Below are 15,120 nucleotides of genomic sequence, written 5' to 3'. Positions count from 1 at the left end.
CAAAGCTTGCAGGTGCAGCCTGGCAATCTTTGGGGTAACCCCCCTCTCAAAGCAATCGGCTCAAAAGGCCATCCGGACTTCACCGACCACCCTCAAGAAGGAGCTTGTCTGCATGTTCGATTTCTCCGCCCGGCTCAAGCAGCATTTCGCTGCTTTGCAGAGTGAAGCGCAATTCTTTTCCGTACGTTACGTGCGCCGCACCGGCCAACGCTTGTGTGTGCGCAAGAACGTGGCCGAGCCACCGTCGCTAAGCAGCGATGAAGGCGCAATGCTGACTGTGCGCCTCAATGGCGTTGAAGCCTACGCCGCCACCAACGACACTTCCCGCCAGGGTTTGCAGGCCGCATTGCAGCAGGCCGAGGCACTGGCCCGCCGACTGGCACCACACGCCTTGCTGGACCTGAGCGAGCAAGCCGTTTCAACCGCCAGGGCTGACTACCTGTCACCGAACATGGATCAAGCCTTCCCGCCGTTGAGCGACTGCATTGGCCTGCTGATGGCTGAGTCAAGCGCAGTCCCCAAGGACGAGCGCCTGGTCAACTGGCAGGCCATTCTGGGGCTGGAAACCGTCGAGCAGATCTACCTGAACAGCGCAGGTGCGCAGCTTCGTCAGGCGCAGCGTTTTGTGTTCCCCGGCATGAGCGTGACCGCTTACGACGGCCGCGACAGCCAGACGCGTAACCTGGGCGGCGACAATTTCGGCCAACAGGGTGGCATCGAAGTACTGAGCAGTTGCGGGCTGATTGGCTCAGCTGCAAGGGTGGCCGATGAGGCCTTGCAGTTGATCCTCGCACCCAACACGCCAACAGGCCCGCGCGACCTGCTGTTGATGCCGGATCAGATGGTCCTGCAAATTCACGAGTCCATCGGCCATCCGCTGGAACTGGACCGGATTCTGGGCGACGAGCGTAATTACGCCGGCACCAGCTTCGTCAAGACGTCGGATTTCGGCAGCCTGCAATACGGCTCCAGCCTGTTGAACGTGACCTTCGACCCGGACATTCCCGAACAACTCGCCAGCTACGCGCACGACGACGACGGCACCCCGGCGAACAAACAGTTCCTGATTCGCGACGGCCTGCTGCAGCGTCCGCTCGGTGGCGCGCTGTCGCAGTACCGCAGCGGCCTGGACGGCGTTGCCAACAGCCGCGCCTGTGGCTGGAATCGCGCACCGATTGATCGCATGGCCAACCTGAACATCGAACCGGGCGACCAGTCGATGGACGGCCTGATCGGCACTATCGAGCACGGCATCCTGATGTCGAGCAACCGCTCGTGGTCCATCGACGATGCGCGCAACAAATTTCAGTTCGGTTGCGAATGGGGTCAGTTGATTGAAAACGGCGAACTCAAGGGCGTGGTGAAAAACCCCAACTATCGGGCGATCTCCGCGCAATTCTGGAAAAACCTCAGTGCTGTCGGCGATGCCAGCACCTTCAAGGTGCTCGGCACACCCAATTGCGGCAAGGGCGAGCCCAATCAGGTGATCCGTGTCGGTCACGCCTCTCCGGCGTGTGTATTTGCCAATGTCGATGTATTCGGAGGAGACGCCTGATGTCGCACCAACAGCAATTCGAGGCGCTGGTCGCCGTGCTCAAGGCTGCCATCAGCCCGACCGAACACTTCACCCTGGCTTACGACGCCGAAGCGTCGGACTTCATTCGCTTCAACCACGGCCAGGTACGCCAAGCCGGCCGCGTGCAGCAGGTCATCGCGACGTTCAAGCTGATCAATGACGGGCGGCATGCCAACCTGGAAGTGACACTTTCAGGCGATTCAGAGACAGACACCCAGCGCCTGACCGACGCTCTGCAGCAATTGCGCGAAACGCTGCCTGCCTTGGCGAAAGACCCGTATCTGCTGCCCAACACCGAGGCCTGGCAGAGCAGTAATGTTCAGGACCTGCCGCTGCCCGACAGCGCACAGGTCGTCGAGCAGATCTGCGAGTTATCGGGCGAACTGGACCTGGTGGGTTTTTATGCCGCAGGTCCGCTGTATCGGGGCTTCGCCAGTTCCTGGGGCGCGTTGGGCTGGCATCAGGCCAACAGCTTCAATTTCGACTGGAGCCTGTTTCATGAGAACGGGCAGGCGGTGAAAGCCAACTATGCCGGTCATCACTGGAACAATGAGGCCTTCGTAAGACGTTTCGAGCAGGCGCGTGAGCAACTGGAGTTTCTCGGTCGCCCGCTGCACACCCTTGAACCAGGCCAATACCGCGCCTATCTGGCCCCGGCAGCCGTTGACGAAATCATCGGCATGCTCACCTGGGGTGGCTTCTCCGCGCAGGCGCTGGCCAGCAAACGCAGCCCGCTGCAACGGCTGTATGACGGTGATACCCGGTTCAGCCCGTTATTCAATGTCGAGGAGCACGTCAGTGGCTCGCTTTCGCCGGCGTTCTCGCGCGAAGGCTACCCGCGCAAGGACCTGACACTGATCGTCGACGGTCAGGCCCGTGAGCGATTGGTGGATTCAAGCAGCGCTGCCGAATACGACCTGCCCGCCAATGGCGCGGATTACGGTGAAGGGCCCAGCGCGCTGGACATTGCCGGTGGTTCGCTGGAGCTCGATCAGGTGCTTGAAAAGCTGGGCACAGGTCTTTACATCAGCAACCTGTGGTACCTGAACTTCTCGGACAGAGCCGCCGCGCGTCTGACCGGCATGACACGTTTCGCAACGTTTTGGGTCGAAGAGGGCAGGATCGTCGCACCGGTCAGCACCATGCGCTTCGATGACAGCGCCTACAGCCTGTTAGGCAGCGCGCTGGAAGACCTGACCCGCGAGCGGGAACTGATCCTGCAATCGAGTACCTACACTCAGCGCCAGACCGGCTCCATTCAACTGCCGGGTGCGCTGGTCAGCCATATCACTTTCACGTTATAGCAGGAGCCTATGCAGAACTCAGCAGCGCCGATCATGGACGAAAAGACCCTGCGCTGGATGCCTTGGGTCATCGCCATTGCGTTCTTCATGCAAAGCCTGGACGGCACGATTCTCAATACCGCCCTGCCGTCCATGGCCCGCTCTCTGGCAGAAGATCCGCTGCGCATGCAGTCGGTGGTCATCGCCTACATGCTGACGATCGCGCTGCTGATCCCGGCCTCGGGCTGGATTGCCGATCGCTTCGGGATCAAACGCATCTTTTTCAGCGCCATTTTGCTCTTCAGTTTCGGATCGCTGCTGTGCGCGCTGTCCAACTCGCTGACCATGCTGGTCGCGGCGCGGATTATCCAAGGGCTCGGCGGTGCACTGATGGTGCCTATCGGGCGGCTGATTGTGCTGCGCGCCTACCCGCGATCAGAGCTGGTGCGGATCATGGGCTTCATCACCATACCCGGCTTGCTCGGCCCTTTATTGGGTCCGACGCTGGGCGGGTGGATGGTCGAATACCTGAGCTGGCACTGGATTTTCCTGATCAACATTCCGGTCGGGCTCTTGGGCTGTTACGCGGTCAAGCACTTCATCCCTGATCTGCCCGGCGGTGGCCGAACGCATTTCGACGGAATCGGCTTCATTCTGTTTGGCGCAGCGATGGTGCTGATCACCATTGCGCTGGAAGGCCTGGGCGAACTGCACCTGCCGCACATGCGCGTGGTGCTGCTGCTGTTTGCCGGGATGGGCTGCCTGGCGGCCTACTGGCTGCGGGCCGGGCACATCGAGTCGCCGCTGTTCGCACCCTCGCTGTTTCGCACCCGCACGTTTGCGGTGGGCATCATGGGCAACCTGTTCGCGCGGCTGGGCAGCGGTGCCCTGCCCTTTCTGGTGCCTTTGCTGCTGCAGGTCGCGCTGGGGTATTCGCCCTCGCAGGCCGGCATGAGCATGTTGCCGCTGGCGGCGGCGGGTATGTTCGCCAAGACCGTGGCGCGCTGGTTGATCGAACACTTGGGTTATCGGGTCATCCTGACCAGCAACACATTGCTGCTCGGCATTCTGTTGGCCAGCCTGGCGCTGGTGGACGGGCAGACGCCGTACTGGATTCTGCTGATCCACCTGGGGCTGCTCGGCGCGGTGAATTCCTTGCAGTTCACGGCGATGAACACCGTGACCCTGATCGACCTGGACGACGCCAGCGCCGCGAGTGGCAACAGCCTGCTCTCGGTGGTGGCACAGTTGTCGCTGAGCCTTGGGGTTGCCAGCGCTGCGGCCTTGTTGGGCGGCTTCAGTGAGGAGGTGACCAGCGGCGAGGTCAGCAGTGTGCTGGGTGCGTTCCAGCTGACCTTCCTGAGCGTCGGAGTCTTGGCCATGTTCGCAGCCGGGATCTTCCTGCAATTGCCGCCCAAAGAGGTAAAGGCGGCGAAGGCCTGACCGCACGCCCTCTCGAGAAGCTTGAACCCGCACGGCCGATACCCCCTGAAAACAGGGGTTTTGTGCTTAAAACGGGTAATTTCGAGTATCCGACCAGTTACATTGAAGAACCTGCGCCTGCGGCCGACACTTTTATAGCACTAAGCCACTGTGGTCTCTTGTAAGCACGGGCCGCATGATGCAACCTTGCCATAAGCGAACGTGGGTTTACCCCCGTCGCGACTAGTATTCCGGAAGCGAGTTTGTTCATGAAAAGCCAAACCGATGCTGCCGGTAGATCCGCAGCCGAGGTAGTGACGCAATTGCCGGTGCCATCGCGCCTGGGCATGCTGCGTTTCGAGCGGCTGAATGAAGCCAATTGGGCGCTGTTGTTTCTCGACCCGAACTGTGAAAAACAGCTCGGGCTGCCGGCTGTTGACCTTTGCGCCCTGATTGGATCCCCTTACGCCAGCCTCATGGAGCCGCAAGCACGTTATCAACTGCACGATGACATCCAACTGCAACTGGCCTCGTCTCCGAACTACCTGATCCGCTATACGCTGCACAGTCCTAAAGGCCCGCTTGGCCTGCTCGAAATCGGCGAAGCCTACAAACAACACAATCGTCATTTGCTGCGCGGTTATTTCATGATCGTGGAAGACCTTGTCACCGATGGCGAATCAGTCACTGACTCTGACCTGGAAACCCGCAACTCACGGCTGCAGATTGCCCTGGAACTCAACCAGCGTGCCCAGCGTGACCAGTTTGCACACCTTGAACGAGTGCGCGCCCAGCAAGACCTTATCCTGCGCCTGACCCGCCACCGTTACACCACGGCCAATACCCTGCTGGAAGCGGCAGAGCTGATTACCAGAAGCGCGTGCGACATCTACGATGTCGATCACGCCAGCATCTGGAACCTGAACGACAAGCGTCTCGAGCCGATCACCGACTATCGTCGGGAAAGTGGCGACTACCAGACCCGTACGGCGATTGACATCAGCGCCTACCCTACTTATCTGCAAGCCCTGAACACCAGCAGGGCGATTGACGCCAGCAATATCCAGACAGACCCGCGCACCCGGGAAATGGCGATAAGCCTGAGACCTGGAGAGACGCGCGCGGTCCTGGACGCCAGTATCCGTATCGACGGGCAAGTCATTGGTGTGCTCTGCCTGGAGCAGTCGGGCTCGACGCGTGAATGGCAGTCCGACGAAATCGCGTTTGCTGGCGAGCTGGCCGACCAGTTCGCTCAGGTCATCAACAACCATAACCGCCGGGCCGCGACCAACGCGTTGCACCTGTTCCAGCGCGCCGTCGAACAAAGCGCCAACGCCTTTTTGCTGGTCAATTGCAATGGCGTGGTCGAGTACGTCAACCCAAGCTTCACGGCGATCACTCAATACAGCTCCGAGGAAGTCTCCGGCAACAAGCTGTCGGAGCTGCCCGCGCTGGAAAACCTCAACCAGTTGCTGCTCGAGGCCAACTCCAGCCTGACCAGCAGTAACAGCTGGCAGGGCGAATTCAAGAGCCGCCGCAAGAATCTCGAACCCTACTGGGGTCAGTTGTCGATTTCCAAGGTATACGGCGACAACCGCGAGCTGACGCACTACATCGGCATTTATGAAGACATCACTCAAAGCAAGCTTGCCCAGCAGCGTATCGAGCGCCTGGCGTACACCGACAACCTGACCAATCTGGGCAACCGCCCGGCCTTCATCCGCAATCTGGACGAACGCTTTGCCCGTGACACCGACACGCCGATGAGCCTGTTGCTGGTCGACATCGACAACTTCAAGCGCATCAACGACAGCCTCGGCCACCAGACCGGCGACAAGTTGCTGATCAGCCTCGCACGCCGCCTGCGCAACACACTGAGCCCGACCGACGTGCTGGCGCGCTTTGCCAGTAACGAATTCGCGGTGCTACTGGACAACACCGGTCAGGAAGCCGGGCAGGCCACCGCCAGCCAGGTGCTGGCGACGCTGGACAAGCCGATGTTCGTAGATAACCAGTTGATCAGTGTGACAGGCTCCGTGGGCCTGGCCTGCGCGCCATTGCACGGTCGTGACCCGCAAACCCTGATGAAAAACGCCGGGCTGGCCCTGCACAAGGCCAAGGCCAACGGCAAACATCAGGTTCAGGTGTTCACCGAAGCGCTGAATGCCGAGGCCAGCTACAAGCTGTTCGTCGAGAACAACCTGCGCCGCGCGCTGACCCAGAATGAGCTGGAAGTGTTTTATCAGCCCAAGCTGTGCCTGTTGACAGGCCGATTGCTGGGTATGGAAGCGCTGCTGCGCTGGAATCATCCTGAAAAAGGCATGATCCGTCCGGACCAGTTCATCAGCGTGGCTGAAGAAACCGGGCTGATCATTCCGATCGGCAAATGGGTCGCCCGGCAGTCCTGCCGCATGAGCAAGGACCTGACCGCTGCAGGCTTCGGTAACCTGCAAGTAGCGATCAACGTATCGCCCAAGCAGTTTTCCGACCCGGAACTGGTGTCCTCGATTGCCGCCATCCTCAAAGAGGAACAGCTCGACCCGTCGCTGCTGGAACTTGAGCTGACCGAAGGTCTGCTGCTGGAAGCCACAGAAGATACTCGCCAGCAACTCGACTCGCTGAAGAAGCTCGGCCTGTCGCTGGCGATGGATGACTTCGGCACCGGTTACTCATCGTTCAGCTACCTGAAGAAATTCCCCATCGATGTGATCAAGATCGATCGCAGCTTCATCCGCGACATTCCGGACGATGAAGACGACATGGAAATCACCTCGGCGGTAATCGCCATGGCTCACAACCTCAAGCTCAAAGTGGTCGCCGAAGGCATTGAAACCGCAGCCCAACTGGCGTTTTTACGTCGCCATCGTTGCGATGTCGGCCAGGGTTACCTGTTCGACAGGCCCATCCCCGGCGAAGAGCTGATCGAAAAACTGACGCGTTACCCTCGTCGCCCGTCTGCCTGACAACCTTCCCTGCACCCCGCCCTCTCGGGCACACTGTAAGTCTGTTATTACACGGCAGCACTTGTTTCTGCGTGTAACGGGACTTATGTATTTGTATTGATCATCCGTCCTGGCCCCCGCTGCCCGTCTCCACACGAGAGGATATGGTTCATGACTTTGCGCTCGGAAATTCTAGTGAACAAAAACGTACTGCCTACCGCTGAACAAGCACTGCCGGGTCGTGAAACACCGATGACGCTCCCGGAAACTCACTTCGTCAACGGCAACCCGCTGCTGGGGCCGTTCACCAGCAACGTGGAATTCGCCATCTTCGGTCTGGGTTGCTTCTGGGGCGCAGAACGCCGCCTGTGGCAACAGGAAGGTGTGGTAAGCACCGTTGCAGGTTATGCGGGCGGGTTTACGCCGAACCCGACGTATGAGGAAGTCTGCTCGGGCCTGACGGGTCACACAGAAGTGGTGCTGGTGGTCTACGAGCCTGAGAAAATCAGCTATGACTCGCTGCTGAAAGTGTTCTGGGAAGCGCACAATCCGACCCAGGGCATGCGTCAGGGCAATGACATCGGCACTCAGTATCGCTCGGTGATTTACTGCACAACCCCTGAGCAACTCGCAGCCGCCAAAGCCAGCGCCGACGCGTTTCAGGCCGAATTGAGCAAAGCCGGTCTGGGCGGTATCACCACTGAAATCGAAGAAGCCCCGACGGTCTACTTCGCCGAGACCTACCACCAGCAATATCTGGCCAAAAACCCGCAGGGCTACTGCGGCCTGGGCGGCACCGGGGTTTGTCTGCCGGCTTGAGGCATTCCCCTCGGGCTTCTGTCCGGAGAGCGTAGGAGCGCTTGTGTGGGAGCGGACTTGTCCGCGAAGGCGATGGTGGGGGCGACAGTTTTTTTGCGGATGTACGACCCTCTTCGCGGACAAGCGAAGCGTCGCCCGGTCCGCTCTACACCGTCTTCTAAAGCCTGTCAGGACCTGTGTGTCACGCTGAGCGCTCTGCGTGGGCATGCAGTTCTGGATGCAGGCACGCCTACTCGGCAATCAACCAGTCCATCTTCCAGCCGCCCTGGGTCTGGCCCAGCTTTTCGGCCAGATACGGCATCAACTCGCGCAATTCTTCTTCAAGCCCCCACGGCGGGTTGGCGATGGCCAGACCGGAGCCGTTCAGGCTTGCCGGGGTGTCCAGCGGGTGGACGTAGAGTTCGACGCGCAGCAGCTTGGGTGCGCCGGTCTCGGCCAGGTCCTGATAAAAACGCCGCAACAGGCGCGGGTCCTTGATCGGGTACCAGATCGCTGCCACCGTCTGACGCATACGCCCGATGGTTTCCTTGAGCGCCACCGCGCAACGCTTCATTTCATCGAGCTGCTCGAAGGGCGGGTCGATGAGCATGACAGCGCGCTTTTCAGCAACCGGCAGCAAGGCACGCGGCACATGCCAGCCTTCACCCAGATGCACCGCCACACGCCGGTCGCCCTTCATGTTTTCCTTGAGCAGACGTCCGTCTTCGGGGTGCTTCTCATTGAGCAGCACACGCTCGCGCTCGCGGGTCAATCGACGGGCCAGTTCAGGCGAGCCGGGGTAATAGCGCAGTTCGCCATCGGGGTTCATGTCGTGCAGCACTTGCAGATAATCAGCCGCCAGCGCTGGCAGGTCTGGGATATTCCACAGGCGGCCAATGCCCTCAAGCCATTCCCCGGTGCGGGTAGCCTGATCGCCCTTGAGGTCGTAAAGCCCGAGCCCGGCGTGGGTGTCGAGGTAGGCAAACGGCTGCTCCTTGCGCGCCATCAGGGCGATCAAGCGAGTCAGGGTGAGGTGTTTGAACACGTCGGCGTGGTTGCCGGCATGGTAGGCGTGACGGTAATTCATGGCAGCTCCTGGCAAGCTGCGCAGTTTAGCAAACCTGAGCAACGAACAAGAATTTGTAACGAATTTGCGGGATTTGTCTGTATCACTTGAAGGAAATTTCCGAGAAGCTCCCGGCCTATTGTGCCTGCCGATTTCGATGACTACTCTGCGCCCGTCGCTGCATATTCAGCGATGAGGATTAGTAGCCCTCGTTATCCAGGCGCATCGCGCCACTTCGTGCAAGGTGCTTTCAACGGCCTGCACTTTTATGGTGGTCGTGCGCGGGGCATCTTCGGATGCACCGGGGTTCCTGGACCGGGCTACTACCTGCGCATGACCACCACCCTCGCCTGGTAGCCGACGGTAATGGTCTTTTAAAACTCCAGGAGATACATCACATGCTCAAACTCGTCCCCGATCCACCCCCTTACCGCGCCAACCCCACCATCAGCCATGAAGACGCACTGATGTATGCCAGTGACCTGCTGCGCTGCGCCGCCACCAGTGCCTACGAATTCAGCGACGGCATGACCGGCGCGCAGCGAGACATGACGCTGACGATCATGCACCTGGTGGAAATGGCAAAAGTCATGGTCGACAACACGATAGAAAACCTGCAAACCCAATGACCACGACCTGAGCTGAACTGAAAACGACGTACCTGTAGTCAATCCTGCCATGCGCGACGCACAGCACTTGCCCTTGGCAGGCGGCCCTCCCAGAATCGGAAAAAAGCCCGATCAAAGGAACAGACGCCATGATGCACGCAGACTTGATTGACCAGGAAGACCTGCTCGGCCAACTCAGGGCCCTGGGGTTCGAAACGCCCGGCGGCGCCACAGCCGAACAGGCCTGCGCCCACGCCGTCTGCGGCCTGAACGCCGAACGCGCTACCGCCCTGCGACGTTTGGTAGAACAGCTACTGAGCGGCAGCGCCACGCTCCTCCCCGCCGTCCGCCAGGCCATCGACCAGCAACTGCTGCCCGCGCTGGCGATTTACCGGCAGGGTCAGAAGGGGTCATGAAGCCCCAGCCAGATCCTGACTAGGCGTTTTAGCGCAGATCTGTGACGCAGAGCGTCACGCACTGCATTCCCACGCCAGAGCGTGCGCAACGATACCCCCCACTGTCGTGCGACGCTCCACGTCCGGTCTCAATACTCGATCCGCACATCGCCCTTCGGCACGCTGCAGCACGACAGGATGTAGCCCTCTGCAACGTCTTCGTCGGTGATGCCGCCGTTGTGTTCCATTTCCACTTCGCCGCTCAGCTTCATGACCTTGCACGTGCCGCAAATACCCATACCGCAGGCTTTGGGGATCATCAGGCCGAGCTTGGCGGCGGCGGCGTGGACGGTTTCGCCCGGGGCCACGCGGATGCTCTTGCCGGTGTCGGTAAACTCGACCTGATGCAGGTCAGCGGCGTCGACATCAGGTGCGTCGGCAGCGATTTCAGCCTGTTCGACCGCATCGGCGCGGGCTTCGGGCGGTGTCGCGCCGAACGACTCCTCATGGTATTGGGCCATGTTGAAGCCGTTTTCCTGCAACAGGCGCTTGACCGCGGTCATGTACGGCGTCGGCCCGCAACAGAACACTTCGCGGTCCATGAAATCCGGGGCCATGAGCTCGAGCATTTTCTGGTTCAGGTAGCCGCGATAACCGGCCCACGGCTCGCCCAGCCCGTGCTTTTCACAGACCAGATGCAGGCTGAAGTTGTCGATCCGCGAGGCCATGTGCTCCAGCTCGCGGTGGTAGATGATGTCCTTGGGCGAGCGCGCGCTGTGCACGAAGACCATGTCGACATTGGCGTTGGTGTCGTAGAACCAGCGCGCCATGGACATCACCGGCGTGATACCGACACCGCCACTGAGGTACAGGATTTTCGGGTTCGGGAAGTCGATGGCATTGAACAGCCCGACCGGGCCATGCACCGCCAGCTCCTGCCCTTCACTCAGCGTGTCATGCAGGTAATTGGAGACCTTGCCGCCTGGCACGCGCTTGACGGTAATCGAGAAACTGTAGGGCACCGACGGCGAGCTGGAGATGGTGTACGAGCGCATGATCGGCACGCCGTCGATCTCAAGCTCCAGGGTCACGAACTGCCCGGGCTTGAAAAAGAACATGATCGGCTGGTCGGCCATGAAGCAAAAGGTGCGAACATCCCAGGTTTCCTGGATCACCTTGACGACCCGAACCAGGTGACGCCCGTTGGCCCATGTCTGGGTGGTAACCGGGCTGAGGAAACTTTGGGACATACTTGATCTCCACGGCCGACTGTCGGCCTCTCATGTGCCGATTCTGCGTAACGCGCGAAGCGACCGTTTATCCATCAACGACATTCACGTACTTACCGCGACCAGCCCCGAAGAACAAGGGTTGTCGCGTCGGGAACAGATTGGGCCATGTCGCCCATGGATAAGGTCAGCTCTGCGCCCGGCTCCACACTCGCCATCAAGGGTCATAAGCGTGAACGACTGATCTATCGTCTTGACCACAACCGTATCAGCCACATTCGCAGGCCGCCCATGACGCGGTCATGAGGGATTTTAACGATGGACGTCACCGCAACCTTGAGCCTGGGCGATCCGCTGGAACCTGCACGCAAGGCCACTGCCGAGATGCTGCAGAATCGCGAGCGCACGTACTCGCTGCCGCAGCCTTTTTACAGTGATGACCGGCTGTTTGAAATCGACATGCAGGAAATCTTTCATAAAGAATGGCTGATCGCCGGAATGACCTGCGAGATCCCGACCAAGGGCAACTTCCTGACCCTGCAGATCGGCAAGAACCCGATCCTCGTAGTGCGTGGCCCGGACGGTGCAGTCAACGCGTTCCATAATGTGTGCCGCCATCGCGGCTCGCGCCTGTGCACGGCCGAGAAAGGCAAGGTCGCCAAACTGGTCTGTCATTATCACCAGTGGACCTACGAACTGGACGGCCGCCTTCTTTACGCCGGTACTGAAATGGGCGACGACTTCGACATGAAGCAGTTCGGCCTCAAGCCGGTGCACGTCAAGACCGCAGGCGGTTACATCTTTATCAGCCTGGCGGAGAATCCGCCTGCCATCGATGAGTTCCTGGCGACACTCAAGCACTACATGGAACCCTACGACATGGAAAACACCAAGGTGGCGGTGCAAACCACCTTGATGGAGAAGGCCAACTGGAAGCTGGTGCTGGAGAACAACCGCGAGTGCTATCACTGCGGTGGCGCGCACCCTGAATTGCTCAAGACCCTGCTGGAATGGGACGACGTCACCGACCCGCGTGCCGACCAGGCCTTCAAGGATCATGTCGCCGCGTCCGCCGCCGCGTGGGACGCCGAGAAAATCCCTTACGCCCACGCCAGTTTCGGCCTGCGTAACCGCATCGTGCGCATGCCGCTGCTCAAGGGCACCGTCTCGATGACCATGGACGGAAAGGTCGGCTGTAAAAAACTGATGGGCCGCATCCAGAACCCGGAGCTGGGCTCGATGCGCATCCTGCACCTGCCACACTCCTGGAACCACTGCATGGGCGATCACATCATCGTGTTCACGGTGTGGCCGATCAGTGCACAGGAAACCATGGTCTCCACCAAATGGATTGTCCACAAGGATGCGGTAGAGGGTGTGGACTACGACGTGGCGCGTATGCGTCAGGTCTGGGACGCCACCAACGACCAGGACCGCCGTCTGGCCGAAGAAAACCAGCGCGGCATCAACTCCACTGCCTATCAGCCCGGCCCGTACTCGAAAACCTATGAGTTCGGCGTGGTCAATTTCATCGACTGGTACAGCGCACGTATGCTGGAAAACCTCGGCGCAGAGCCCGCGCCTTATCTGAAAGGGGTGGCGGTGAATCACGAGTAGCGGGCTCCCACGCCTTTGGCAATACCAGGTACGGCTCACTCTCCTGCGAGGTGAGCCTGCTCGCATGATCCTCGACTGACGACTTTCCCGCTCCCCTGCAAAAAAATTGCTCCATCGATACCGTCATTTCTGACAGTTACGTGAAAAATCCTTTCGTGATCAACTCCAGTTGAAGTCAATCCAACGGACGGAGACACGAACCATGCTCAACCCAAAAATCATCAATCAATATAAAAACAAGAAAGTCGACGCAGCCTCTGACATGCCGGATATAAGAGGCAAAAATATTCTCATGGGCTTCTGGCACAACTGGCCTTCCGAACCCGGCCAGGGCTACCAGCAGGGCTTGTTCAAGGAGATGCAACTGACCGATATACCCGAAGCGTATAACGTCGTGGCAGTGGCTTTCATGAAAGGCGCCGGCATTCCCACCTTCAAGCCTTATAACCTCAGTGACGAGGCGTTTCGCGCCCAAGTGGCAGCACTGAATGCACAAGGCCGTGCGGTGCTGATTTCTCTTGGCGGCGCTGATGCGCACATTGAGCTGCACGCGGGCCAGGAAGAACCACTGGCCTATGAAATTATTCGCCTGGTTGAAGTCTACGGCTTTGACGGGCTGGACATCGACCTTGAGCAGGCCGCTATCACGTTTGCTGATAACCGTACGGTATTGCCAGCGGCGCTGAGGATGGTGCGCGAACACTACGAAACGGAAGGCAAGCACTTCATTATCAGCATGGCCCCGGAGTTTCCTTACCTGAGAGCCAGCAAGAAACTTCCTGCCTTGAAAGAGATCACCACCTACTTCCCTATCCTCAAGGAGTTTGTGACGTTCCTCGAATCGTTTAGAAGCGGCGGTGCCTACCTCGCTTATATCAATGCACTGGAAGACATCTATGACTTTATCGCGCCGCAGTATTACAACCAGGGCGGCGATGGCATATGGGTCGAAGAGCTGAACCTGTGGGTCACTCAAAACAACGACGCCCACAAGAAAGCGTTTCTTTACTATCTGACCGACAGTTTGATCCACGGTACGCGTGGCTTCACTAAAATTCCGGCCGACAGACTGGCCATTGGTCTACCGACCAACAATGACGCCGCCGCTACCGGTTACGTCATTAACCCACAGGACGTCAAAGACGCACTGCAAGAACTGAAAGATGCTGGCAACCCCATCCGCGGGCTGATGACCTGGTCTGTCAACTGGGATGCGGGCAAGGACAAGACCGGCAAGGACTACAATTGGGAGTTCGTGAACCGCTACGGCTACCTCACCGGCGGCGAAACACCTGTGCCGGATAAACCTCCAGCGCCTGCTGACCTGACATTGTCATGGCAGACCAAGGATTCGGTAACGCTGATATGGAGGCTTTCGGAAGGTGCACACCCGATCCGAGTCTATAATTTGTTCAAAAACGGCACGCCTGTAGGCGACCCAACGGCGCCACCGTTTGTCGATACAGATGTTTCACCTGGCGCTGTCTACGATTATCAGATCAGCGCGACTGACATTGAGGGGAATACATCGGACCTGTCCACAGTGCTGACTGTGTACATGGATCACGATCAACCGCCATCAGCACCCACTGATCTTAAAGCAACGGATATCACTGCTTACAGCGTGTCCCTTGAGTGGACAGCTCCCTCAGGGCCACATCGCATCAAGCAGTATATTGTTTACCGAAATCGGATGCGCCTTATTACAGTCACCGCGCCACAAACCACCTACACCGACGCTGGACTTACGCCTGAAACTGATTATGTTTACGAGATCAGCGCGCAGGACAAAGATGACGCTGTTTCCGCTGGAAGCGAATCTCTGACCGTCACGACTGAGCTCGACAGCGGCGGTAATGTTACGGTGTGGGCGCCAGGCGTGCAGTATCAGGCAGGCAACGAGGTGACTCATCAGGGCATTAGCTACAGATGCCTTCAGTCCCATAAGTCAATCCCGGAATGGTCCCCGGAGCTACCTGGCTCTGCGTCCTTGTGGTAGTTGCTCGGGCGGTCAACGGGCTCTAAACACTAGCAGCTTAAACGGCGTTACCGGGGAGCAGCTAAGCCTTCCCGGTAATAAAGCGTACTCACAGGGGTAAGGAAACAACTCACCCACATGAGCGGGTGCAGATGAGCTGGTTATTTTTCAACCAACTCACTGCAAAGCCCGTACTTCAAAGGCTA

At 59.1% G+C, this 15,120-nt stretch carries 11 protein-coding genes; 9 read left to right on the top strand and 2 right to left on the bottom strand.

Annotation, left to right across the window (positions count from 1 at the left end):
* Nucleotides 1-112 precede the first annotated feature (112 nt).
* The 5 genes from PSPTO_RS02150 (at nt 113) to msrA (ending at nt 8,042) form a co-directional block, all read left to right on the top strand.
* A complete protein-coding gene (locus tag PSPTO_RS02150; RefSeq protein WP_005763601.1) occupies nt 113-1,555 on the top strand; it encodes a TldD/PmbA family protein in 1,443 nt (480 codons plus the stop codon).
* Nucleotides 1,555-2,880, top strand: coding sequence for a TldD/PmbA family protein (locus PSPTO_RS02145; protein ID WP_011103134.1), 1,326 nt, complete (start codon nt 1,555-1,557; stop codon nt 2,878-2,880). Before PSPTO_RS02150 ends, PSPTO_RS02145 begins: the two co-directional genes overlap by 1 nt.
* Before the next feature lie 9 nt (nt 2,881-2,889).
* A complete protein-coding gene (mdtD, locus tag PSPTO_RS02140; protein WP_005763597.1) occupies nt 2,890-4,302 on the top strand; it encodes a multidrug transporter subunit MdtD in 1,413 nt (470 codons plus the stop codon).
* Nucleotides 4,303-4,550: 248 nt separating this feature from the next.
* Nucleotides 4,551-7,244 (top strand): sensor domain-containing phosphodiesterase, encoded by a 2,694-nt coding sequence (locus tag PSPTO_RS02135; protein ID WP_007244549.1) that lies wholly within the window; start codon nt 4,551-4,553, stop codon nt 7,242-7,244.
* 150 nt (nt 7,245-7,394) lie between these two features.
* A complete protein-coding gene (msrA, locus tag PSPTO_RS02130) occupies nt 7,395-8,042 on the top strand; it encodes a peptide-methionine (S)-S-oxide reductase MsrA (RefSeq protein WP_005763591.1) in 648 nt (215 codons plus the stop codon).
* A 229-nt stretch (nt 8,043-8,271) separates the two neighbouring features.
* Here msrA and PSPTO_RS02125 read toward each other — a convergent pair whose 3' ends face one another.
* Nucleotides 8,272-9,108 carry a 23S rRNA (adenine(2030)-N(6))-methyltransferase RlmJ gene (locus PSPTO_RS02125; protein ID WP_005763589.1) on the bottom strand — a complete coding sequence of 279 codons (837 nt, stop codon included), beginning with the start codon at nt 9,106-9,108 and terminating at the stop codon, nt 8,272-8,274.
* A 377-nt stretch (nt 9,109-9,485) separates the two neighbouring features.
* Between PSPTO_RS02125 and PSPTO_RS02120 the strand changes: the two genes are divergently transcribed.
* Together PSPTO_RS02120 and PSPTO_RS02115 are read left to right on the top strand one after the other, a co-directional pair.
* Entirely contained in the window at nt 9,486-9,716 is a 231-nt protein-coding gene (locus tag PSPTO_RS02120; protein ID WP_005763587.1) for a DUF6124 family protein, read from the top strand.
* A gap of 128 nt (nt 9,717-9,844) precedes the next feature.
* Complete coding sequence (locus PSPTO_RS02115; protein WP_005737430.1) at nt 9,845-10,111, top strand: hypothetical protein; 267 nt, start codon at nt 9,845-9,847, stop codon at nt 10,109-10,111.
* Between the two features lie 128 nt (nt 10,112-10,239).
* Here the strand turns inward: PSPTO_RS02115 and gbcB are convergent, their stop codons facing one another.
* Entirely contained in the window at nt 10,240-11,340 is a 1,101-nt protein-coding gene (gbcB, locus tag PSPTO_RS02105) for a glycine-betaine demethylase subunit GbcB (RefSeq protein WP_005763583.1), read from the bottom strand.
* A gap of 297 nt (nt 11,341-11,637) precedes the next feature.
* Here gbcB and gbcA point away from each other — a divergent pair, with 297 nt between their 5' ends.
* Nucleotides 11,638-12,936 (top strand): glycine-betaine demethylase subunit GbcA, encoded by a 1,299-nt coding sequence (gene gbcA / locus PSPTO_RS02100; protein ID WP_007244552.1) that lies wholly within the window; start codon nt 11,638-11,640, stop codon nt 12,934-12,936.
* A gap of 202 nt (nt 12,937-13,138) precedes the next feature.
* Nucleotides 13,139-14,935 (top strand): fibronectin type III domain-containing protein, encoded by a 1,797-nt coding sequence (locus PSPTO_RS02095; RefSeq protein WP_011103132.1) that lies wholly within the window; start codon nt 13,139-13,141, stop codon nt 14,933-14,935.
* Nucleotides 14,936-15,120: the final 185 nt, after the last annotated feature.

This window comes from Pseudomonas syringae pv. tomato str. DC3000 (assembly GCF_000007805.1).
Lineage (GTDB): Bacteria > Pseudomonadota > Gammaproteobacteria > Pseudomonadales > Pseudomonadaceae > Aquipseudomonas > Aquipseudomonas avellanae.
Note: the sequence above shows the minus strand (reverse complement) of the source record. Positions and strands in the feature narration are given on the sequence as shown.